The following is a 22704-nucleotide window of genomic DNA, read 5'->3' as shown; positions in this document are numbered from 1 at the left end:
AGCTACAAGAACACCAAGGCTCTGAAGAAGGGAACCAGATATTACTACAAGGTTCGTGGTGTCAGGACCATCGACGGAGACAAGGTATTCACCAAGTGGTCAACCAAAGCGATCAGAACCGCTAAATAACTACATAAAATACTACGCACAAAATCGAGGGTGTCATATAGCAGATTGAATAGGTCTAGCTGTATGGCATCCTTTTATGTTAAATAATCCAAGAAGTAATATAAATAAATGTTAGAAGTTGACAAAATACCGGGGAGAAGGATATAATTTAAAAGAAAATAAAATACTTGGTAAAACTGTCGAAAGGCAGTGACACAAAGCTACAGGGCCTGTTCCAATGGGATGGCAGCCAGCTGCACTTGATATAAAAGAACATTGTATAAAGCAGACCCTGTAGAAGGCGTTTGCTTTTATTTAATTTAGGAGGAAAAATGAAAAAAATTTCTGTATTGTTGTTGTGCATTATTCTACTGACTGCATTTATTCCTGGAGCAGCATTTGCATCAGAAGAAGGGAACGAGGTAAATACCTGGGATGGAACTTCTGTTGATACTAGTTGGTATAATTCAATGGCTTCGTCATTTGAAATTTCCACAGCAGCACAACTCGCAGGCCTTGCGAAACTGGTTAATGAAGGGGATATGTTTTGGAACAAAACAGTGACACTAAAGTCTGATATCGATTTAGATAATAATCCATGGACACCAATAGGTACAAAGAGCAAAGAGTTTTGTGGAACTTTTGAGGGAAATGGAAAGACAGTCAGTAATCTTCAGATATTAGAAGAAGGAAAACAGTATATTGGATTGTTCGGTTGCACTGGCAGAGGGGATAACCCGTCATATATAAAGAATCTTACAGTAAAGAATGTTCACTTGGTTGGGGATTCTTATGTAGGTGGTATGGGTGGCAATCTGTATCAAGGTGCAATAACTAATTGTCATGTCGCTGGAAAGATAAGGATTGAATCTAAAGGAAGCAAGGGCAGTTATATTGGCGGAATGTCCGGCCAAAGTTATGCGAACTATAAAGACTGTACTGTTATTGCAGAAGAAGGAAGCTTGATTAAAGGCCTGGGAAATTGGGCAGGCGGTATTTGTGGTCATATGGGGGAAGGCAATAAGTCTATAAGAATAGACCATTGCAAAGTGGCTAATTTGACAATAGATAACCCTATTAGTGGAGGTCTGGGCGGAGTATTACACTACGGAACCATATTTCAAAATTCCGAAGTGGAAAATGTTACGTTAAAGGGTAAATATGTTGGATCAATTGCAGGATATGCATATAACAGTCCATATCCTAGTTACATCAAAAACTGTGCGGTAAACAAGGTCGAGCTCACCGGCAGAGGAACATATACTGGAGCTTTTGTTGGCCTCAGCAAAACTGCTATTATAGATTCAGACACCTATTTTTCTAACTTGAAGGGCTTATTAACTTGTGATAATGGGACTGCGGAAGTTGTCAGAAAGTCTGGTGATGACGAACGACATTATCTATACGGAAGTCTGCAAACTGCGGTAGACAGTGCAAATAATGGTGAGACAATTATTTTACAGCAGAACGAGACGGGCGCAGTGACCATTGCAGAAGACAAAAATATATATATTAATTTGAACAATCACAATTTAAGTAACGCTGATAAACCAGAGGGAGCCACAATTACAAACAATGGCAATTTGACGCTGATGGGTAATGGCGAAGTGAGCGCAGAAAATGACCAAGAAACTATAGTCAATACGGGGAAACTTACAATTATGGGTGGTACTTATAAGGAAGATGTGACAGAATATCTTGCACCGTCTTATGTGCAGGAGTCTGATGGAACCGTTTGTTATCAGGAACCAATTTATGTGCCCATTATTCCTTCTGTACCAGACAATGTAATCAATCATCCTGTAGACAAGACCACAACTGCTGACATTGAAACTTCAACAGGTGCAGACGGCAAGGCGACTGCCACAGTAGACAAGACTACGGCGGATAAGATCGTGGATAAGGCAGTTGCAAACGAGTCCAAAGAAATCGTCATCGATGCAACCACGACAAAGGCTGATGCCAAGACTGCAGAAGTCAAGCTTCCTGCAGAGACAATCAAGGCGATTGTTGAAAAAACTGCCGCAGACGTAGTCGTCAAGACCGATGCTGCAGAGGTTGTATTAGACCAGAAGGCAGCAGAAGCAGTAGCAGAAAAAGCCACGACGGGCACTGTATCCATCGTCGTTGAGAAAGTAAAAGAAGACGACAGCCAGGTACAGGTGGAGCTGAAGATCATCACTGAGAGTGGAAACATCACCGATTTCAAGGGCGGCAATGCGAAAGTCACAATAGCGCTTCCGGCAGCCCTAAAGGACAAGGAGGTCGTATGCGTCTACATCGACGAGGACGACAACTATGTCAAGATGGAAGGCAAGAAGAACGCCGACGGAACCTACACCTTCACAACGGGACACTTCTCAACCTATGCAGTCATGACTGCAGAAGAGGCCGACAAGGTGATTGCAGAGCAGGAGAAGGCAAAGAATGACCAGATTAAGGCAGGCGTGAAGGCTACGACCATCAAGGCATCTTCAACTGCAAAGAAGGGTTCCATCACCATCAAGTGGAAGAAGAGCTACGGCTTCAAGGTTGACTGCTTCCAGGTATTCCGCTCAACAAAGAAGAACAGCGGATATGGAACCAAGGCTTTCTATACCACCAAGAGTGGAACCCAGAAGAGCTACAAGAACACCAAGGCTCTGAAGAAGGGGACCAGATACTACTACAAGGTGAGAGGTCTCAGGACCATCGACGGCGTAAAAGTCTACACCAAGTGGTCGAGCAAGGCGATTAGAACTGCCAAATAACTACTTGAAAATGTTCACCATCTATTATCATGCGATTGCTGATTGTGATATATACGGGATAGGGGTATGCACCAGATGTCTTTTACAATAAAGTTAGGCTTTTTGATGCTTTTCTGGAGGTCTCGCGTAACGCTGCAGCGGTGTCAGATGCCATATCCTGCTTTACGCCTTGAGATAAGACATGATTCCCTGCAGAATCCATGAATATGCAGCTTTCGGTTACTTTTGTGGACTGTGAACGGCTTTTGCGGCGGAGAAATTGATATAATAAGTGACCGAGAGCAGATATACCCCTTTGTTGAAGCCTTCTGACAGCAATCCGGTTACGCGAGAGTGTGCAGATGTGACCAAAAAGCGTAAAGCTATTGTAACAAGATGTCATTCCAGAACAGTTTTCTTTTCGCGCTGATGGAAGAGAATACCGCCGGGAGGTCCTCTTTAAGATGATAAATCCCTGAGTAGTATCGAAATGCAACGCTTCGCTCCTGCGGGAGCGGGACTCCCTACGCCGTCCGTTTCATCAAGCGACGCGCCCCATTTCGGGGCGCTATTTTGTTAGTCTTTAAAGAAATGGCATTAGAGTGAGTTTGCTGTAGCACGCCATCTATACGAATTCATATTTTTGTGATAAAATAATCGGTAGTGTAAATAATATATTGGTCAGAGGTGTAATATGATTCAAGACTTAGGAGATAAAAAATTGTACAACGAATTCGAAGAAATAGAAGCAGAAGAATGTGACAACGTCTTTTGCTTTGATGGAGATAAAATTCTGGTATCAAAGTCCGCAGACGGAACTTTGATTGTGCCGAAAGCCGTCGATTTTGCAGGCCACAAGATGCAATACCTCTTTCGCATCAACGAGGAGCGCTATTTTTTGACATTGGAAAAGGCAGAACCGCAGGCAGGCTATGAATGGGAGTCCACGAGAAATCTGCGCAAGTTTCAGTGGAAGGAATTGGCTTTTGCGGCTGCAACCGCATATCATCTCTATCAGTGGTATCGTGATAATCAGTTCTGCGGCAGGTGCGGGAAGAAGCTGGAACACGACCACGCAGAAAGAATGATGAGATGCAAAGCTTGCGGCAATATGATCTTTCCGAAAATCGCACCAGCAGTCATCGTAGGTGTAATCAATGGGAACAAAATTCTGCTTACAAAATACAATGGCAGGGTATATAAAAAATATGCATTAATTGCAGGTTTTACTGAAATCGGCGAAACAGCTGAGGAAACTGTCGCCAGAGAAGTGATGGAAGAGGTAGGCCTGAAAGTAAAGAATATCAGATATTACAAAAGTCAGCCCTGGGGAACAGACAGCAACCTATTGTTAGGTTTTTTCTGTGACTTAGATGGAGATGATACGATCACTATGGATGAGAAAGAACTGTCTACAGCAGAATGGTTTGAGCGGGAAGAGATGCCTGTAGATGATGATGGATTCAGCCTCACCAGGGAAATGATGAGTGTTTTTAAAAGAGGAGTGATAAAATGATGTACGACATGGTAATCATCGGAGCGGGTCCAGCGGGACTTTCCGCAGCAATTTACGGTCAGCGTGCCGGAAAAAAGACGCTTTTGATCGACGCAAAAGGTTTTGGCGGACAGATTATCAATACGCCAGAGGTCGAAAATTATCCGGGAATCAAAAAGGTTTCTGGCTTGGAGCTTGCGACCAATCTCTACGAACAGGCTACAGAGCTGGGTGCGGAGATCGTATACGAGAAAGCAGTCGGCATTGAAGATACCGGCGCATCGAAAAAAGTGAAGACGGAAAGCGCTGTGTATGAGACAAAGTCTGTCATCATCGCTACTGGCGCCAAAAACAGACCGATGGGTCTTGAAAATGAAGAAAAATACACTGGTGCCGGCGTCTCTTACTGTGCAACCTGTGACGGCGCTTTCTTCAGAGGCCGCGACGTGGCGGTCATCGGAGGCGGTAACACAGCCTTAGAAGATGCAGAGGTTTTGTCAGGCATTGCTGACAAAGTCTATCTGATTCACAGGAGAGATCAGTTCAGGGGCGAGGAAGCCAACGTCAAAAGACTTCGCGAAAAGGACAATGTAGAATTTGTATTAAACAGTGTGCCGGTGGAACTGGTTGGAGATACGATGATCAGCGGCCTGAAGGTCAAGAATGTGAAGACAGAAGAAGTCATCACCCTTCTCGTCCAGGGTGTCTTTGTCGCCATCGGCCAGATGCCGGACAACAAAGATTTTGCTGACGTGGCAGGACTGGACGACAAAGGTTATGTTGCAGCAGGGGAGGACTGCCTGACGAATACGCCGGGGGTTTTCACTGCGGGAGACTGCAGAACGAAAAAGGTGAGACAGCTTGCAACTGCAGCTGCAGACGGTGCGGTGGCAGCACTTGCCGCTGTGGAATATATCAACAACCTTGCATGAGTATAGATGGAGACGAAAATGGAACTTTCGAGGACAGATCAGATTCTCTGTGATTTGATCAAAATGGATACCGTCAGCGGAGTCAATTCTGAGCGACCGTGCATCGCGTACATTCAGAACTTGTTTGACGAAGCAGGCATTGAGAATCGTGTCATCTCATTAGACGACGATAGGCCCAATCTCTATGCCTGCATCCCGACAGGGAAGGGCGTTGTAGAGAAAAAGCCGCCGATTATGTTTTATGGTCATGTGGACGTGGTGCCTGTGACGGATCAGGACTGGTCCTGCGATCCCTTTTGCGCTGAAGTCAGGGATGGCTATATCTGGGGCAGAGGAGCCATCGACATGAAAGGTGAGGTCGCTATGTTCATCGGTCTGGCGCTTGCAATTAAAGAATCAGGCTTGCAGCTGCCCTTTGACGTCAAATTTCTTTTTGTCAGTGATGAAGAGGGGACAGGAAAATTCGGTGCCTCCTATTTAACAGATCAACATCCTGAACTATTTGAGGGGGTGAAGTGGGCCTTCGGTGAAATCGGAGGTTTTACTTTTCATGTAGCCGGAAAAAAGATTTATCCAGTCATGGTAGCCGAGAAACAGTTTTCACACATCAAAGTAACGGCAAAGGGAGAAGGCGGTCATGGATCTCTATCCCATCACGATACAGCTATGGAAAAGGCTGCCCGTGCCATCCTTAAACTGTCTACAGAAAAACTGCCAGTGCGGATTACGCCGGCGGCGACTTTGATGATCGAAGGTTTTGCCGATATTATGGGTGGCATTCAAGGTAAAATTCTCAGACGGCTGTTGAAACCGTCAAAGACGGACAAAACGCTGAGGCTTCTGGGAGCGGCGGGGGAGCTCTTTGATCCTCTCTTACATAATAACGCCAATGTGACCATTGTCAGTGGCGGCAGTGCTATCAATGTCATCCCGTCTGCCGTTTCCTTTGAATGCGATTTACGTTTGGTTCCTGGCTGTACTATGGAAGAAGGAATTGCTGACGTGCAGAGCTTGATCGGGACCGACTACGAAATCGAAATGGTAGAGTATAACCCAGGCTCCAGCAACATTGACATGAGTTTATATGAGGTGATTTCTCGAACCTTAGTCGAGAGAGAGCCGGAGGCAAACCCTGTTCCATTTGTACTCAGCGGGGTGACTGACGGCAGATTTCTCGCAAAACTTGGAATTCAGACTTACGGCTTTACGCCCATGAAGCTGCCAGAGGATTATAACTTTACGGCATTGGCTCATGCAGCTGATGAACGGATTCCGGTAGGGGCAACTACCTTTGGCACAGAGGTTTTGACAGAGCTGGTAAAAAATTTAAGTTGAAATGAATGTAGACGATATGAAAATAATGATGGTAAAGAATAAAGACAAAGGATTTACGTTGGCGGAATTACTTGTCGTTGTAGCAATCATCGCGATTCTGGTGGCGGTGTCTATTGTAATCTTCACAGGCAAGCAGAAAGAGGCAAGAGCGACGGTGTGTGAAGCCAACAGGACATCGCTGAAGCATCATCTGGCGGCAGACTATATGTCGGGCGAACTCGATCATCTCGATCAAGGGGGTTTGGACGAATACATAAAAATGGACGAAGCAGTCTGTCCATCGAAAGGAACCTATTCGATTACAGGAAGCTTTGAGAATGGATTTCAAATCAAGTGCGGATTTCATGACGGCGATGGCAGCGGCGGTAGTGGTGATGAATCAAAATCTGCGGTTACAAATTTGATAGAAGCGGTGGAAGCGCTTATGGGCGAAACTGGTGATAAAAGTAATGACGATATCATAAAAAGTTTCTTTGGAAAAGCAGGCGAGAAGTATCAAAAATTTGTGAAAGACATAAATATGGCTGACATCCTCAAAAACGTAGATTTAAAAGCATTAGCGAAGCAAATCACGAAGATGAACGGGAATGGTGACGTTGAAAGCATGGAAAAATCACTAGAAGCATATAAGAACAAATCGTATAAGGTTGTACCATACTATGCTGCTAACGGGAAAAAGGTGGTTCCATACTATGTAAACCAGTCCAGTTATGATAAATTGAAAAATGGGAAGACACATGAACAGAGCAGCGTATGCTATGTTGACGGTCATTGGTATTTTAATAAAGAGACCAATTATAATGGGACTGCGGTCTCATCGGCTTACGTGATGACAAGTGTTGATAAGGCTTATAAAGATGCTAAAGAGAAGAATATTAAAATTGAAAATGCTATGAAAGATAATGGATGGATCAAGGTAAAATAATTCTGAGATGGTGGATTTTGAAATTTGAATAGAATACTTTTACTTTAAAACGGCGTAAAGCATGCAAAAATTAATGCTTTACGCCGTTTCTTTGTGAATGCGGCAGTTCCTTATCCATTTTTTATTCCATCAAGCTATTTTCAAGCTGCTTTCACCAGTTGCCACCTTCCGCATCGACGTCGCTTTCTTGCGAAACGCCCTTGTTGGGAGCCAGCCTGCTCACAATCACACCGACAATAAGAGCGATAAAAAATGCGCCGAACTTCACATCGACAGCGGCGAGGAAAGCCAGCCTGCTCCACACTAGCGTCAGGCCTGCGCCTGCGATAAGTGCAGCGATCATGCCGACACCGGAAGCCTTTTTATCCAGCATGGTCATCAGGACGACTGGTCCCAGGGAGGAGCCCATACCCGACCAGGCAAAACTGACCATGTTCATGACCAAGTCTCCAGAATTCAGGGCGAACAGGAAGGTGGCGACGCCGACTAGTGCCAGTAGTGCTTTGGAGAAGAAGAGGGCTGTTCTTTCACCCATTTGCACTTTAAAGACTCTTTGGACGATGTCCACGGAGATAGCCCCGGTTACTGCCAATAGTTGGTCGGCGCAGGTGGACATGATGGCAGCGATGACGCCGCAGAGGACCAAAACCGAGAGTCCGCCTGGAAGCAGATCATTTACCATGGTTGGAAATAAGGTTTCAGGGTCTTCAAAGGTGCCTGCTCCATAGAGACAGAGCCCTGTGATGCCGATGGAAAATACACCGCCGTACCAAAGAAAGCCCGTTACTAGACCAGCCACTCGTCCGGACTTAATGTCCTCGTTCTTTTTGATGGCCATAACCTTTCTGGTCACGGTATCCATGCCAAAATTGCCCCAGATATAAGAGGACTGATTGAAGACCAGCAAAAAGGCGCTGCCTGTAGTGAGGCCGCCGAAGAGGGCCATGTAATCAGGCCCCGACGCAGAGAGCCCTGCTGACAGGCCGCCATTTTGAAATACCTGTATCCAGGCGATGATGGGCAGAACAATCAGGGCAAAACACATGATGACAGCCTGAATCAGATCGTTGTAGATGATGGAACCTAGACCGCCCAGCGCTGCATAGGCAGTGATGATGACAGCGACCACGATCATGGTTGGGACGACGTCATAGCCGAAGAGACTGTTCACCGTTTTGCCTGCACCTACCAGATTTGAAGCTGCGTAGATGATGTAAAATACAGCGATGATCAAAGCGCAGAGCAGGCGGATGATTTTTTCATGAGAACCCCATCTGGCAGCGATGAAAGACGTCAGTGTCAGCTGCGGATTCTTGTCATTTTCTTTTTTAAACGCTTTGGCGAACCAAAACCAGTAGATGATCAGAGACAGATACAGGCCGAAAAACAGCCACAGTCCCGAAATCCCCATGGTGTAGACGGCGCCGGTGCCGCCCAGCATCATCCAGGAAGAGCTGGTGGTTGCCCGCTCCGAAATTGCAATCGCCCAGCCTGGGATTCGATCTCTGGTTACATAGAAATCGTGATTGTTTTTGTTCCTTTTATTAAAATATACGCCGATACAGGCGAGCACCACGATGTAGGCCGCCACGATGAGTAAGATGCCTTTATTCATTGATTTATCTCCTTTCTGGCAGTGTCAGGTTCTCTTGACAGACCGCACTAATCTCTCCAATAGATATCGTCGCTGTGTTTTGTAAAACGATCAATTCCGTCATCGGTTACGAGAAAGGTATCTTCGAAATTATAAGAGTTGTTGAAACTGCTGTAGTATGGAATTTCCAGATTCATGACCATCCCAGGCGTAAGACAGCTGGTGTCACTTCGGCTGATGGTAGGATACTCCTCCCACCACACGTAGCAGCCTACAGAGTGGCCGAAATGCCCGCGGTGATACTCTGGAATGACCGTTCTGACACTGTCTTCCGCTGCTTTAAAGATGTCGCAGATACGTATGCCCGGACCGATCATTTCAAAGACCTTTTCAAAAGTATCGTGGAGGATGTGCCAGATTTTCAGTCGTTCATCGCTGACTTTCTGACCGACAAAATAAGTGCGGGAGATGTCAGAAGAGTAGGCGTTGGCGTTGATACCGCCGTCCAGGCGCACCGTGTCTCCTTCTTTTAGTTTGTAACAGGTATGAGGCAGATAGATAGGCGAGAACTGTTCGCCGACTACATTACACTGTCTCGTTGAACAAAAGCCTTTGCCTTCATTAACAAGTCCTTGATTCATAAGCAGCAAAATATCCTGTTCGTCCATGCCAATTTCCGTATGCTTGGCTACATAACTCATGACCCGCTGAGAGGCCTGGGCGTTTTTACGCAGCACCTCGATTTCCCAGGCTGTTTTGTATTTTGCCGCTTCTTTCAGCAGCTGGGTGCAGTCCTGGGGAACGCCGCCGCCAAACTGCTTCTGCAAAAACAGCATCCTGTCGTAAGGGAACATAGGCCTTTCGATGCCGATTTTCTTTGCTGTTCCCACCGTTTCTCTGATATATGCGGCGGCCATGTTGAACGCTTTGTCTGTATTAGGCTGTGCGTCCTTTGTACGTCCGCCAGCGTCGAAGTCAGCGATATAGACAAAGATAGGATATCCCAGAATGTCAATATCCGGGCTGTCAATCTTGGCAGCATTGCCCTCGAACTCCGACATGATGACAGCTGCCTTGCCCGTCTTTGGCACGATGCCGATGACGTTGCCGACGGGGATGTTCAAATACATAAAAGCACTAGTCACGCCCGTGGCGTAGCGAATAGATTCAGGCCTTGTGAGCAGCAAAACGTCAAAGCCTTCCTGATCCATCAAAGTCTGCAGTTTTTTTTGGATTTCTTGTTGATTCCTTTCCATATTCTTACCTCCGTTCCGAATGATGAAGCTTGTCAATGACAATATCGCAAGGATGATGCCAAGAAAAGAAGGGTTAGAATTTCAACGCAGATGCTCTGGGGATCGAACTTTACAATAAAAAAGTGCAAACGAAAGTTTGCACTTCTGTAAATCAAAGTTTGCATATTCCTATAAATCATATTTCTTGATTTTTTTATAGAGCATGGTGCGAGAGATGCCTAAGGCGGCAGCTGCAGCCGTTTTGGTATCGTGCTCCAAGAGAGCTTGCTGGACCAACTCCTTTTCTATCAGCGCCAGGCTGCCTAATTTCATGTTTTTTTCTTCGCTGCCGCTGCTTTTCAGAGTAAAATATTGACTGAAGTGACTCCATTTCATCGGTTCTCCGTAGGACATGTTAATTGCCCATTCTATGACGTTCTGCAGTTCTCGCACATTCCCCGGCCAGCTATACTCTAAATTCATCAGTCTGTTTTTGATTTTCACTGGAATGTCGTGGACTGGAATGCCGATTTCACCGTCTAATTTTTTTGTAATGTCATCGATGAGCAGAGGGATGTCTTCTCGCCGTTCTCTCAAGGGCGGAACATGAATGGGCACTACGTTTAAACGATAATAAAGGTCAGGTCGAAACAGATGGTTTTTGACTAGTTCGTCAAGAGGGATATTTGTCGCTGCGATAAATCTGACATCGACGTCGATGCTTTTGCTGCCTCCGATTCTCTCGAATTCACGCTCCTGCATGACTCTGAGCAGCTTGGGCTGCAGATCATATGACAGTTGATTGATTTCATCGAGAAAGATACTGCCTTTGTCGGCTTGCTCGAACTTGCCGATTTTCCCTTTTTGACTAGCTCCGGTGAAAGCCCCGCCTTCATAACCGAAGAACTCGGACTCCATTAAATCCTTCGGGATATTGGCACAATTCACTTTGATAAAACTTTTGCCTTTCCGTGAACTGAGAGCATGAATGGAATGGGCAACCAATTCTTTTCCACTGCCCGTTTCGCCGGTGATGAGAACGGTAGAGTTGGACTTTGATGCACGATTGATTTCCTTGCGCATGCGCATGATTGCAGGGGAAACACCGACGATGTTTTCAATGTTGTATTTTGCACCGCGCAGTTTGGTGACCTCCTGTTTGTAAAAGTTCAGCTCCCTGATCAGCCTGTCCACGTCGCCTTCGTTGTCGCCGGTGATGATGGCGATAATAGCGCCTGCAATGATTTTTCCCTGTTGGTCGTGTATAGGATTGTAGATAGAGAAAGCACGTTTTTCTTTGCCATCGCAAGTGGTGATGGTAGAGTAACCGGAAATCGTTCGATTCTCTCTCAGTGCCTGGTTGATCTTCGTGTCTTTGATTAAATCGTGAACAAATCGACCATAAATATTATCGTGCTCAAAATCTACACCCATGGTCTGCGTCCAGGCCCTGTTGGCATATAGATATCGGCCTTTGGCATCTGTGATGACAAAACAGCACATGTCATTAAATACGTCTAAAATCATTTTTGTATCTATATTTCTATTTCCCATGAAATCACCTGCCTTTCTTGTAAGTATAGCATAGCGACAGAAATAAACAAACAGGAGCTATTACATTCTTTGTAACAACTCCTGTTCATTCTTCGTCGTCTTCTTCAATTACTCTTGGATAAGGCCTCGGATCATCGGTGAGGCGATAGATATAGTCGATGCTGGTTTCGTATAGTTTGGAAAGGGCAATGGCCTGTTCCATAGTCGGGTAGCGGATGCCGTTTTCCATCTTCGAATAATCGGACTGGTCGATACCTGTTTTCGTTTCAACTCTCAGTTGAGTGAGGCCCTTTTTGTTACGAAGTTCTTTCAATCTGTTGTCTTCCACAAAATCACTCCTTTTATCTTTATTATGTCAAATTGACCTACAAAAAATAGGGGGATTTGCCATAATGATCCGTTTGACGAGGGTTTGAATGATGGATATGGCTGAAATGCTTGATTTTAGGTATATTTATGGCAGATTTTCTTCTGTAAAGTGGGTATGTTAAACATATGCTTTTAATTTGCCTGGGTTCTTGCAAGGGTCCGGATAGTTCTGACAGAGATAAAATAGATAGAAAATAAATGATATGAGAGAGTGCTTATTGTTGGAGACAGGCAATCCTGCCTGTTTTGATAGAGGAATCTGTCTGAAGGAGAGTAAAAAACAGGCTCTTAAGGCAGGTGACCATAGATGGGAAGAAAACAAAACTTTCTGATTGGAAAAAACCTTTCACCCGATATGGGTTTTATGGTATAATGGTTCCAGAATTAAAACGGTTTTGTCGCAAGGTAAGAACCAATATATAAATAAAGGAGAATAGAATGGAACCCAAGTATAAACGCGTTCTTCTAAAAATAAGCGGGGAAGCTTTGGCAGGTGAGGGTAAATTTGGCATCAATGAAGAGATGACAAAGACTGTCGCCAGGCAAGTGAAAGAAATCCACGATCTGGGAGTAGAAGTTGCCATCGTAGTCGGCGGCGGAAACTTTTGGCGAGGCAGGACAAGCAAAGACATGGACAGGGCGACAGCAGATTACATGGGCATGCTGGCAACAGTGATGAACTCGCTGGCTCTGCAGGATGCGCTTTTGGCGGAGGGCATCAAAGCAAAAGTGCAGACCGCCATCGAAATGAGAGAAATTGCAGAACCTTATGCAAGAAGAAAGGCGATCAGCCAGCTTGAGCATAAAGATGTGGTCATCTTTGGCGCGGGAACTGGCAACCCGTTCTTTTCAACCGATACAGCTGCAGCTCTGAGAGCTGTGGAGATAGATGCAGATGTCATTCTGCTGGCGAAGAAGGTCGATGCCGTCTATTCTGATGATCCAGAAACAAACCCTGATGCGGTCAAGTTTGACGAACTGACCCATATGGAAGTATTGGAGAAGGATTTGAAGGTGATGGATTTAACCGCAGCCACATTATGTAAAGACAATCACATAGCCATTCATGTTTTTGGCATTTCCGAGGAAGGAAATGTGCTAAAAGCTGTATATGGTGAGAAAATTGGTACGATAATTAAGTAGGAGGAAAAAACATGAGTCATTCACACAAAAGCTTAGAGGAGAGAATTGCGAAGAGTCTTTCCGTACTAAAAGAGGACTTGAACACAGTCAGAGCAGGAAGAGCAAATCCGGCATTATTAGACAAGGTCATGGTAGACTATTATGGAAGCCCGACACCGCTTAAGAACCTTTCTAATATTTCCGTACCTGATCCTAGAACATTGATGATTGCACCGTTCGATCCAAAATCGATTGGCGATATCGAAAAAGCAATCAATGTTGCTGATATCGGAATTACACCGTCTAACGATGGAAAGTGCATCAGATTAGGCATTCCGCAGCTGACGGAAGAGAGAAGAAAAGAACTGACGAAGACCACAAAAAAGATGGGCGAAGAAGCAAAGGTTGCTGTTAGAAATCTCAGAAGAGATGCAAACGATGCCCTGAAGAAACAGGAAAAAGACGGCGAACTGACAGAAGACGATCTGAAGAAAGAATTAGACAAAGTGCAGAAGACTGTCGAGAAAGCAGTTAAGGATATCGATGATATCGTCACAGCAAAAGAGAAAGAAATCCTAGAGGTATAATTTCTCCTTGTATCATGATAAGCAATTGAACAAACTACAATCAAGGGGCTGTCTCAGTATTTGGGATAGCCCCCAAGTTATGAGGGATATATGATAGATAAGAACAGAATTCCAACCCACGTAGCCATTATCATGGATGGCAACGGCAGATGGGCGGCGAAGAGAGGCCTGCCAAAAATGGCTGGACACAACGCAGGCATGCTGGCAATGAAAGAAATCGTCAAAGCATCCGATATACTTGGAGTGAAATATTTGACCGTATATGCTTTTTCCACAGAAAACTGGAAGAGATCCCAGGAGGAAGTGGGAGGCATATTTAAACTTGTCGTCAAATATGTTGACAGTGAACTAGCTGAACTCCATCAGAACAACGTAAAAGTAAAAATACTTGGAGACTACAAGGTGGTTCCCAAGGTTGCGGTAGATAGACTTGAAAAATCACTGGAGACTACGCAAAACAATACAGGGCTCCAGTTTAATATAGCGCTCAACTACGGAAGCAGAGCGGAAATTGTCAGAGCTGTCAACAACATCAAAAAAGATGTAGAAAATGGCAGCCTTACCACAGATATTGAAATCACAGAGGAAATTATCAGCAGATACTTGTATACAGGCGATGAAAACGGCAACATCCCTGATCCAGATTTAATAATCAGAACCAGCGGGGAAGAGCGCCTTTCTAATTTTATGTTATGGCAGAGCGCTTACAGCGAATTCGAATTTACAGATGTTCTCTGGCCGGATTTTACGCCACAGGAATATGAAAAACTGATAGAACAATATCAAAATAGAGATCGCAGATTTGGAGGAAGGAAGTAGAGTATATGAAAACGAGGATTATTTCAGGATTGTGCATGGTCCCACTTCTAGCACTAGTTTATCTGGGCGGTTATTGGCTGACAGCGATGTGCATTTTTGTCGGAATGGTCGGTATCAGAGAATTTTTCAATGGATTCAGGGCTATGAATATCCATCCTTCAGAACCTATCGCATATGGGAGCATGGTTGTCCTCTATTTGATCAATGGATTTTGGCCGCAGCAACACGAGTTCATTTTGGCGTGGCTGGCTGCCAGCATCATGGCCAGTTCCATCTATATCTTTAAAATCAATGAGAGGAAATTAGAAGACGGCATGGCGACCATGCTGGGCATCATCTATGTAGTATTTTTCTCATACCACGTAGTTCTGGTCGACCAAACTCAGGAATACTCCATTCTGATTTGGCTGGTACTCTTGTCGGCCTTCTGTACAGATATTTTTGCATATTTCACTGGCTTTTTCTTGGGAAAACACAAGCTTTGTCCAAACCTGAGCCCGAAGAAAACCATTGAAGGGGCAGTGGGCGGCACCTTGGGCAGTTTGATCTGCTGTGGACTGTTCGGATATTTTGTCATTCCGAGAATCTGGGTGCACTGTGTCATCATCGGTTTGATCGGCGCGATACTCTCCCAGTGCGGAGATTTGACTGCCTCGGCATATAAGAGGAAGATGGGTATCAAAGATTACGGCAATTTGATACCAGGACACGGCGGCATCATGGATCGCTTCGACAGCGTCCTCTTTACCGCCCCAGTGGTATATTACTATATCGTCATCATCCTTTGGTAATATCATTTAGATGACGATTCAACAGTTCCGACTTTGCGACAACGTCGTAAGATCGGAAGGAACTGTTATATCACGATTATACTGCTATAGAAATTAGGAGATCATAGATTTATGAAAAAAGTAGCGATTCTCGGCAGCACCGGCTCCATTGGTACCCAGGCTCTTGATGTGATCAGAGCCAACCGGGAACAATTTGAGGTGACGTCGCTGACTTGCGGGAAAAATATCGATCGTTTATCAGAACAGATTGAGGAATTTTCACCGAAACTGGTAGTGACGGCAGAGGCAGAAGACGCATCAAATCTGGCTGAGAAGCATTCAGACGTAGAAATCATGTATGGCGAGGAAGGCCTGGCGGCAGCGGCAGAAGATGAGAGCGAGATTCTTCTCAATTCTTTGATGGGCATGCGGGGACTGGTGCCGACTTATAGAGCAATCTGCAGCGGCAAAGATATCGCTTTGGCTAACAAAGAAACCCTGGTTGCAGGCGGAGAACTGATTATGGATGCCGTCCGCAGGGCGGGTGTAAAACTGCTACCTGTAGACAGTGAACACAGTGCGATATTCCAGTGCCTACAGGGGAATCAGGGTAAGAAAATCAAACGAATTCTGCTCACAGCCTCCGGCGGTCCTTTTAAAGGATACAACAAAAGGCAGTTGGAAGAAGTGACCTTAGAACAGGCCCTCAAACACCCGAAGTGGAGTATGGGTAAAAAGATTACTATAGATTCAGCCACCATGATGAACAAAGGCCTCGAAGTGATTGAAGCTAGATGGCTTTTTGATGTCGCGCTTTCGGATATTCAGATTCTGGTACATCCCCAGTCTATCGTCCATTCGGCGGTGGAGTTTGAGGACACCTCTGTGATTGCGCAGATGGGTCTGCCTGATATGAGGATTCCAATCAGCGTCGCCTTAGGTTATCCGGAAAGAATCCCCTACGGAGGCAAAGGTCTGGATTTCTTTAAAGAAGGAGCGAACTTGACCTTTGAGAAACCTGACACGGAGGTTTTTGGCTGCATCAAATTGGCTTATGAGGCATCGGAAGCGGGGGGCAGTTATCCAGTAGTCATGAATGCGGCCAACGAGGTTTTGGTAGAACAATTTTTACAGGGGAAGATACGTTTTGTCGACATCGAAAAAAACATAGAAAAAATACTAGAACTTCACACACCTTCATATAATCTAGGGTTAAATGATATTATCGAAATCGATCAGAAAATACGTAAAGAGGTTATGGGATGACAATTGTTTATGCAGTTATTTTATTTGTATTGTTAATATTTCCACACGAACTGGGACATTTTATCGTGGCCAAAGCAGTGGGTGTCAAGGTAAATGAGTTTGCTTTCGGTATGGGACCGGCAATTTTCAAGCGGCAGAGAGGGGAAACCTTGTACGCTGTCAGACTGGTTCCAATCGGAGGTTATTGTGCGATGGAAGCAGAGAACGAAGCTTCAGACGATGACCGGGCTTTTTCTAACAAACCTTGGTGGGCGAAGATCTCTGTCCTTCTTGCAGGGGCAACGATGAATGTTCTCATCGCAATTTTAGTGCTGTCCATCATCATGGGTTACGTCGGCAGTGCGACCACGTCCATTGAGAAAGTACAGGAGGCCAGCCCGGCTTACGAAGCAGGCCTGCAAACAGGAGATAAGATTCTCGCAGTTGGCGACAGATCAATCACCTCCTGGCAGGATCTGACAACAGCAATCGGAAAATCGGAGAAACCACTGGCGATCAAAGTGGAGAGAAATGGAGAAGAGCTGACCTTCACCGCGAAGCCACAAAAAGGTGAGGACGGCAGATACGTGGTAGGTATCACGCCAGAAATAAGCCATAATGTCTTCACGGCTATGCAGAACGGGTCAAAGGCGACCTGGAACATGACAGTCATGATGTTTGATATGCTGAAACAGCTGATAACTGGAGACGTTCCGAGCAGCGAAATCGCAGGTCCGATCGGCATGGTGACCATGGTCAATGAGACCACCAACTATGGTATCACATATTTTGGCTATCTGATTGCACTGATGAGTTTGAATTTGGCTATCCTCAATCTTTTGCCGATACCAGCGCTGGACGGCGGGCGGATTCTCTTTGTGTTCATCAGAATGATTACAGGGAAAATGATCAGCGATGACTTAGAAGGTAAAATTCACGCCGCAGGTATGGTTCTGCTATTGGGGCTGATGGTCTTCGCAACGTGGAATGATATAACGAGGTTATTTACATGAGAAAGCAAGTGAAATGCGGCAATGTTTTGATTGGAGGCGGTGCGCCTATTTCTATTCAGTCCATGACCAATGTGGATTCCAAGGACGAGGCGGCACTACTCACTCAAATTGATCAGCTGGCAAAAGCGGGCTGCGACATCGTCAGAATTGCCATTCCAGATATGGAAAGTGCCTGGACTCTGCAGAAAATTCGCCCAAAGGTAGAAATTCCCCTTGTGGCAGACATCCATTTTGATTATCGCCTGGCGATTGCTGCCATTGAAGCAGGAGCAGACAAGATCAGAATCAACCCCGGCAATATCGGCAGCAGGGAGAGAGTCAAAGCCGTTGTCGACGCTGCCAGAGAGCGAAATATACCGATTAGAATCGGCGTGAATTCCGGCTCTTTGGAAAAAGATATTCTCGACAAATACGGAGGCGTCACTGCCGAAGGACTGGCAGAGAGCGCATTGCGCAGCGTCCAGATCATTGAAGATATGGGATATGACCATCTGGTGGTTTCTTTGAAATCATCAGATGTTTTGATGAATTACAGAGCCCATAAACTGGTGGCCGAAAAAACAGATCATCCGATACACATCGGAATCACAGAGGCAGGAACTTTAAAGCGGGGAAAAGTGAAGTCTGCAGTCGGTATCGGAGCATTGCTTTTAGAAGGAATCGGCGATACCATGCGAGTGTCTTTGACAGCAGACCCGGTGGAAGAGGTTTCTTATGCTAAGGAGCTTTTAGAGGCGGTTGGTCTGCGGGAGCCGCAGGTAAATCTGGTTTCCTGTCCTACCTGCGGAAGGACCAAGGTAGACCTGCAGGGGCTTGCCGAAGAAGTAGAGCGCCGCTTATCAGAAACAGATATTGCGCGCGGTCTCAGAGTGGCAGTCATGGGCTGCGTCGTCAACGGACCGGGAGAAGCCAAAGAAGCGGATTTTGGCGTAGCGGGGGGAGACGGTAAAGGTGTCATCTTCGCTAAGGGAAAAATCCTAAAGACTGTAGAAGAAAAAGACATTGTAGACGAATTGATGAATGCGATAGAGGGAAAATGAAAGAGTTAATAGACAAACATATAAATTGGCAGACAATCGGCAATCACGAAGTTAGTGAATACCGGTATGATATCACTGAAGCCGTGATTTCAAAAGAGACGGGCGTGTTGACTATACGCTTGCGGCTCAATTTTATCATGCCTTTCATCGACATGGAAAAGCTGCGGGGCATCATCCTTCACTCCATAGAACATCTCAAAGATGTAAAATTCGAGTACATATACGACGAAATGGTCTTAAATGAGGAGGAAATCGTCAGGCTTTTCATTCCTCATATGATTGAAATTATCAATGGCAGATATGCGGCTATCACAAAGACCATACAGACAAGCAAATTCACTTTTGACGGAGATCATCTGAATATTTACGCTCTGGGTAAGCTTTCCACAGAGCAGCTGAATGAGAAAGTCGCGCACCTTTTTCAGCGCCTCTTAAAAGATAATTTTAATATCGGCGTCCAGGTCTCCTTTCACAACGATGAAGAGGTTTATTCCAGGGCAGCGGAGAGCTGGAAAGCTTCTGAGGCATCTGATATCAAAGAATCTCTGGCACAAGCGACAAAAGCGGCAGCAGAAGTACGCAAGATGCAGCCGGACAAGCCAGCGAAGCCTGCCTTTGATGGCGGCGGCCAGGGTGGCGGATTTGGCGGCGGTCAGCAGAAGGGCGGCTGGAAGCGGAGAGAAAAAGAGACTCCGGCAGAAGGCAACCGCATCATGGGGAAAGACATCATGGGACAGTCCGTATCCCTTTCCAGCCTGTCGGCTGATTCTGGGGTTGTCATCGTCGAAGGCATCTTGTTCAAAAAAGACTCCAGGCCGATCAAAAACGAAAAGAAGCTGGTGACCCTTTTGATTACCGACAAGAAGACATCCGTGTGTCTGAAAGCCTTTTGCTCCAATAACAAATGGGATGAAATTGACTCTCTATTGAAAAATGGAGATTACATAAAAGTTCGCGGTGAGACGGAATGGGACAGATATGACAACTGCCTGGTGGTCATGCTGAAGGACATCAACAAGAGCAAGATTAAGAAGAGAGAAGATACCTACGAGGGTGGCAAAAGGGTAGAACTCCACGCCCATACCAAGATGAGCGCCATGGACGGACTCAACGAGGTGGAGAATCTGGTAAAGACAGCAGCCTTTTGGGGACAGCCAGCGGTGGCAATTACAGACCACGGCGTGGTACAGAGCTTTCCAGATGCTGCAAAGACGGCGAAAAAGCTGGCGGGCAACAAGGATAACCCGATCAACATCAAAATCATCTACGGCATGGAAGGATATGTCTTTGACGATAGTGACTGCCGCAGCGCCGACGGGACAATTGAGTTTAAGAAAAAGCCAACGAACCACATCATCTTGTTGGCACGGACGCAGGAGGGGCTGAAGAACATCTACAAGCTGGTATCCTATTCCCACCTCAACTATTTTTATAAGAGACCGCGGCTGCCAAAATCACTGATCGCGGAACATAGAGAAGGACTGATTATCGGCTCCGCCTGTGAAGCGGGCGAAGTGTATCGGGCCATTGCAGGCGGAAAGAGCACGGAAGAAATTGAAGAAATTGCTTCTTTCTACGACTATCTGGAAATTCAGCCTTTGATCAACAATCAATTTATGATTGAGAACGGCATGGTTTCGGGCAAAGAGGAGTTAAAAGAACACAATAAGCAGATCGTAGCTCTGGCAGAGAAGCTGGGAAAACCTGTGGTAGCAACCACCGACGCCCATTACGACGAGCCGGAATCAGCTATTTACCGGAATATTCTGATGGCAGGTATGGGTTTTAAAGATGCAGAAAACGGACAGGGGTTATATATGCGGACCACTGACGAGATGATGGAGGAATTCAGTTATCTTGGAGAAGAGACGGCGCGTAAAGTCGTCATTGAAAATACCAATATGATCGCTGATATGATTGATGAAGGAATTCTGCCAGTGCCAAAGGGTAAGTTTCCGCCTAAGATACAAGGTGCGGAAGAGACCCTGCGGACGACATGCATGGAAAAGGCGCACAGCATTTATGGCGACCCTCTGCCGCCTGAAATCGGCGCCAGATTGGAAAAGGAACTCAGTTCAATTATCGATAACGGCTATGCGGTCATGTATGTTTCGGCACAGATGCTGGTGCATAAATCCATGGAAGACGGTTATCTGGTAGGTTCCCGTGGTTCCGTAGGATCCTCTTTTGCAGCGACCATGGCAGGCATTACCGAGGTAAACCCGCTGGAACCCCATTATATCTGTCCGAAGTGCAAACATCTGGAATGGGGCGATATGCAGCTTTACGACTGTGGAATAGACATGCCCGAAAAGGAATGCCCCGATTGCGGAACAATGATGCATCGGGACGGCTATACCATTCCTTTCGCTACGTTCTTAGGCTTTAACGGCGACAAAGAACCCGACATCGACCTGAACTTTGCAGGCGAATACCAGGCCACGGCACACAAATATGTAGGCGAGATTTTTGGTGAGAAAAATGTATTCAAGGCTGGCACGGTAGGCACTGTAGCGGATAAGACCGCCTACGGTTATGTCATGAAGTTTGCCGATGAATTTAACAGGCCGATTAATAAGTTTGAGGCGGACAGACTGACCCAGGGCTGTACGGGTGTGAAAAGGACGACGGGACAGCATCCGGGGGGCATCATCATCGTGCCGGACGACCATGAAATTTATGAGTTTTGTCCAATACAGCACCCGGCCAACGATGTGAAAAGCGATATCATCACCACCCACTTCGACTACCACAAGATTGATGAAAACCTGCTCAAGCTTGATATTCTGGGGCACAATATTCCGTCCATGATCAGGCAGCTGCAGGATATGACGGGCATCGACCCGATGAAAGCTGACCTGACCGACAGGAAAGTATTGAGCATTTTTAATGGTATTGAGGCTCTGGATATCAAAGATCAGGATTACAAATTCACCCATGGCTCTTATGCCATCCCAGAATTTGGCACGGGCTTTGTAAGACAGATGCTGGACGATACCAAACCAGATAAATTTGCTGATCTGGTTCGTATTTCCGGATTCTCCCACGGTACAGACGTGTGGCTGAACAACGCCCAGGACTATATCCGCTCGGGAGTCGCCACCATGAGAGAAGTTATCTCCACGCGAGATGACATCATGAACTACTTGATCTTAAAAGGAATAGAGAATAAGACCTCTTTTCAGATCATGGAGGACGTGCGTAAGAACAGACCGCTGAAGGAAGAGCAGCTGGCCGTCATGAAGGAACACGGAGTTCCAGACTGGTACATCGACTCCTGCATCAAAATTCAGTACATGTTCCCCCGTGCCCATGCGGTGGCTTATGTGATGATGTCCTTCCGTATGGCTTGGTACAAGGTATACTACCCGGTGGAGTTTTACGCTACGTATTTCAGCAGTACGGTAGCGAACTTTGATGCAGAAACCATACTCAAAGGGCCACAGGCCTGCTTGGACCGGATAGAAATGATAGGTGCCATGGGAAACAATGCCACAGCTAAAGAGCAGGGTGATATATTGATCCTGGAAGTTGCTTACGAGATGTATTCCAGAGGGTATGAGTTTGCGCCAGCGCGTCTGGGTAAATCCCAGGCTGTCAAGTTCTGGTCTGATGAGGGGAAAGTTCTGCTGCCGTTTGTCGCTTTGGACGGCGTAGGTGATACGGCGGCAAAAGCTTTTGCTGATGCTTATGATGAAAAGCCTTTTGGTACCATTGAAGAAGCGATAGGGCGTGCTAAATTGAACAAAACCGCCGTAGAAGCACTGCGGGCACATGGCGTCTTTGAAGGATTGCCGGAAACTGACCAGTTATCGTTGTTTTAGTTGATATA

The 22704-nt window shown here is 45.9% G+C and carries 17 protein-coding genes and 1 riboswitch; of the genes, 13 read left to right on the top strand and 4 right to left on the bottom strand.

The genetic code is table 11. The annotated features are described in order from the left end of the window. Positions 1 to 288 precede the first annotated feature (288 nt). Positions 289 to 370, top strand: a riboswitch (cyclic di-GMP riboswitch). A gap of 70 nt (positions 371 to 440) precedes the next feature. The 5 genes from ACMQ5W_RS18665 to ACMQ5W_RS18645 all read left to right on the top strand — a co-directional run bounded on the left by ACMQ5W_RS18665 (position 441) and on the right by ACMQ5W_RS18645 (position 7524). Further along, positions 441 to 2858, top strand: a complete 2418-nt coding sequence (locus ACMQ5W_RS18665; protein ID WP_419026477.1) for a hypothetical protein — start codon at positions 441 to 443, stop codon at positions 2856 to 2858. Between the two features lie 673 nt (positions 2859 to 3531). After that, entirely contained in the window at positions 3532 to 4353 is an 822-nt protein-coding gene (nudC, locus tag ACMQ5W_RS18660) for an NAD(+) diphosphatase (RefSeq protein ID WP_419026475.1), read from the top strand. Continuing rightward, the gene (trxB, locus tag ACMQ5W_RS18655) at positions 4350 to 5264 is read left to right on the top strand and encodes a thioredoxin-disulfide reductase (protein ID WP_419026473.1); all 915 of its coding nucleotides are present in this window, start codon (positions 4350 to 4352) and stop codon (positions 5262 to 5264) included. The genes nudC and trxB overlap by 4 nt, the downstream gene beginning before the upstream one ends. A 6-nt stretch (positions 5265 to 5270) precedes the next feature. Then, a complete protein-coding gene (locus ACMQ5W_RS18650; RefSeq protein ID WP_419026472.1) occupies positions 5271 to 6599 on the top strand; it encodes a M20/M25/M40 family metallo-hydrolase in 1329 nt (442 codons plus the stop codon). A gap of 16 nt (positions 6600 to 6615) precedes the next feature. Further along, a complete protein-coding gene (locus tag ACMQ5W_RS18645; RefSeq protein ID WP_419026470.1) occupies positions 6616 to 7524 on the top strand; it encodes a type II secretion system protein in 909 nt (302 codons plus the stop codon). A gap of 151 nt (positions 7525 to 7675) precedes the next feature. On the opposite strand, the gene ACMQ5W_RS18640 is transcribed toward ACMQ5W_RS18645, so the two are convergent. From ACMQ5W_RS18640 to ACMQ5W_RS18625, 4 genes are all read right to left on the bottom strand, one after another. Continuing rightward, positions 7676 to 9139: a sodium/proline symporter gene (locus ACMQ5W_RS18640; RefSeq protein ID WP_419026469.1), complete on the bottom strand. Its 1464-nt coding sequence runs from the start codon at positions 9137 to 9139 to the stop codon at positions 7676 to 7678. Between the two features lie 47 nt (positions 9140 to 9186). Further along, positions 9187 to 10374 carry a M24 family metallopeptidase gene (locus ACMQ5W_RS18635; protein WP_419026467.1) on the bottom strand — a complete coding sequence of 396 codons (1188 nt, stop codon included), beginning with the start codon at positions 10372 to 10374 and terminating at the stop codon, positions 9187 to 9189. Between the two features lie 168 nt (positions 10375 to 10542). Further along, positions 10543 to 11907 (bottom strand): sigma-54 interaction domain-containing protein, encoded by a 1365-nt coding sequence (locus ACMQ5W_RS18630; protein ID WP_419026466.1) that lies wholly within the window; start codon positions 11905 to 11907, stop codon positions 10543 to 10545. Positions 11908 to 11992: 85 nt separating this feature from the next. Then, positions 11993 to 12235, bottom strand: a complete 243-nt coding sequence (locus ACMQ5W_RS18625; protein WP_148491696.1) for a helix-turn-helix domain-containing protein — start codon at positions 12233 to 12235, stop codon at positions 11993 to 11995. Positions 12236 to 12714: 479 nt separating this feature from the next. Between ACMQ5W_RS18625 and pyrH the strand changes: the two genes are divergently transcribed. From pyrH to ACMQ5W_RS18585, 8 genes are all read left to right on the top strand, one after another. Then, the gene (gene pyrH, locus ACMQ5W_RS18620) at positions 12715 to 13419 is read left to right on the top strand and encodes a UMP kinase (RefSeq protein ID WP_148491697.1); all 705 of its coding nucleotides are present in this window, start codon (positions 12715 to 12717) and stop codon (positions 13417 to 13419) included. A gap of 11 nt (positions 13420 to 13430) precedes the next feature. Continuing rightward, positions 13431 to 13985, top strand: coding sequence for a ribosome recycling factor (gene frr / locus ACMQ5W_RS18615; protein WP_148491698.1), 555 nt, complete (start codon positions 13431 to 13433; stop codon positions 13983 to 13985). Positions 13986 to 14075: 90 nt separating this feature from the next. Beyond that, positions 14076 to 14804 carry an isoprenyl transferase gene (locus ACMQ5W_RS18610; RefSeq protein WP_419026465.1) on the top strand — a complete coding sequence of 243 codons (729 nt, stop codon included), beginning with the start codon at positions 14076 to 14078 and terminating at the stop codon, positions 14802 to 14804. Positions 14805 to 14809: 5 nt separating this feature from the next. Next, the gene (locus ACMQ5W_RS18605; protein WP_148491700.1) at positions 14810 to 15595 is read left to right on the top strand and encodes a phosphatidate cytidylyltransferase; all 786 of its coding nucleotides are present in this window, start codon (positions 14810 to 14812) and stop codon (positions 15593 to 15595) included. A 111-nt stretch (positions 15596 to 15706) separates the two neighbouring features. Continuing rightward, positions 15707 to 16840 (top strand): 1-deoxy-D-xylulose-5-phosphate reductoisomerase, encoded by a 1134-nt coding sequence (gene dxr / locus ACMQ5W_RS18600; RefSeq protein WP_419026464.1) that lies wholly within the window; start codon positions 15707 to 15709, stop codon positions 16838 to 16840. Further along, a complete protein-coding gene (gene rseP / locus ACMQ5W_RS18595) occupies positions 16837 to 17832 on the top strand; it encodes an RIP metalloprotease RseP (protein WP_419026463.1) in 996 nt (331 codons plus the stop codon). The genes dxr and rseP overlap by 4 nt, the downstream gene beginning before the upstream one ends. Next, positions 17829 to 18872, top strand: coding sequence for a flavodoxin-dependent (E)-4-hydroxy-3-methylbut-2-enyl-diphosphate synthase (ispG, locus tag ACMQ5W_RS18590; protein ID WP_419026462.1), 1044 nt, complete (start codon positions 17829 to 17831; stop codon positions 18870 to 18872). Before rseP ends, ispG begins: the two co-directional genes overlap by 4 nt. Next, complete coding sequence (locus ACMQ5W_RS18585) at positions 18869 to 22696, top strand: PolC-type DNA polymerase III (protein WP_419026461.1); 3828 nt, start codon at positions 18869 to 18871, stop codon at positions 22694 to 22696. The genes ispG and ACMQ5W_RS18585 overlap by 4 nt, the downstream gene beginning before the upstream one ends. Positions 22697 to 22704: the final 8 nt, after the last annotated feature.

The sequence above is a fragment of the Emergencia sp. genome (assembly GCF_048465375.1).
Lineage (GTDB): Bacteria > Bacillota > Clostridia > Peptostreptococcales > Anaerovoracaceae > Senimuribacter.
This window is presented reverse-complemented; position numbering and strand designations above follow the sequence as displayed.

What these genes read in the sequence shown, in the direction of transcription:
- ACMQ5W_RS18665 (WP_419026477.1), top strand. Translation starts at nt 441, where the DNA reads ATGAAAAAAATTTCTGTATTGTTGTTGTGCATTATTCTACTGACTGCA.
- nudC (WP_419026475.1), top strand. Translation starts at nt 3,532, where the DNA reads ATGATTCAAGACTTAGGAGATAAAAAATTGTACAACGAATTCGAAGAA.
- trxB (WP_419026473.1), top strand. Translation starts at nt 4,350, where the DNA reads ATGATGTACGACATGGTAATCATCGGAGCGGGTCCAGCGGGACTTTCC.
- ACMQ5W_RS18650 (WP_419026472.1), top strand. Translation starts at nt 5,271, where the DNA reads ATGGAGACGAAAATGGAACTTTCGAGGACAGATCAGATTCTCTGTGAT.
- ACMQ5W_RS18645 (WP_419026470.1), top strand. Translation starts at nt 6,616, where the DNA reads ATGAAAATAATGATGGTAAAGAATAAAGACAAAGGATTTACGTTGGCG.
- ACMQ5W_RS18640 (WP_419026469.1), bottom strand. Translation starts at nt 9,139, where the DNA reads ATGAATAAAGGCATCTTACTCATCGTGGCGGCCTACATCGTGGTGCTC.
- ACMQ5W_RS18635 (WP_419026467.1), bottom strand. Translation starts at nt 10,374, where the DNA reads ATGGAAAGGAATCAACAAGAAATCCAAAAAAAACTGCAGACTTTGATG.
- ACMQ5W_RS18630 (WP_419026466.1), bottom strand. Translation starts at nt 11,907, where the DNA reads ATGGGAAATAGAAATATAGATACAAAAATGATTTTAGACGTATTTAAT.
- pyrH (WP_148491697.1), top strand. Translation starts at nt 12,715, where the DNA reads ATGGAACCCAAGTATAAACGCGTTCTTCTAAAAATAAGCGGGGAAGCT.
- frr (WP_148491698.1), top strand. Translation starts at nt 13,431, where the DNA reads ATGAGTCATTCACACAAAAGCTTAGAGGAGAGAATTGCGAAGAGTCTT.
- ACMQ5W_RS18610 (WP_419026465.1), top strand. Translation starts at nt 14,076, where the DNA reads ATGATAGATAAGAACAGAATTCCAACCCACGTAGCCATTATCATGGAT.
- ACMQ5W_RS18605 (WP_148491700.1), top strand. Translation starts at nt 14,810, where the DNA reads ATGAAAACGAGGATTATTTCAGGATTGTGCATGGTCCCACTTCTAGCA.
- dxr (WP_419026464.1), top strand. Translation starts at nt 15,707, where the DNA reads ATGAAAAAAGTAGCGATTCTCGGCAGCACCGGCTCCATTGGTACCCAG.
- rseP (WP_419026463.1), top strand. Translation starts at nt 16,837, where the DNA reads ATGACAATTGTTTATGCAGTTATTTTATTTGTATTGTTAATATTTCCA.
- ispG (WP_419026462.1), top strand. Translation starts at nt 17,829, where the DNA reads ATGAGAAAGCAAGTGAAATGCGGCAATGTTTTGATTGGAGGCGGTGCG.
- ACMQ5W_RS18585 (WP_419026461.1), top strand. Translation starts at nt 18,869, where the DNA reads ATGAAAGAGTTAATAGACAAACATATAAATTGGCAGACAATCGGCAAT.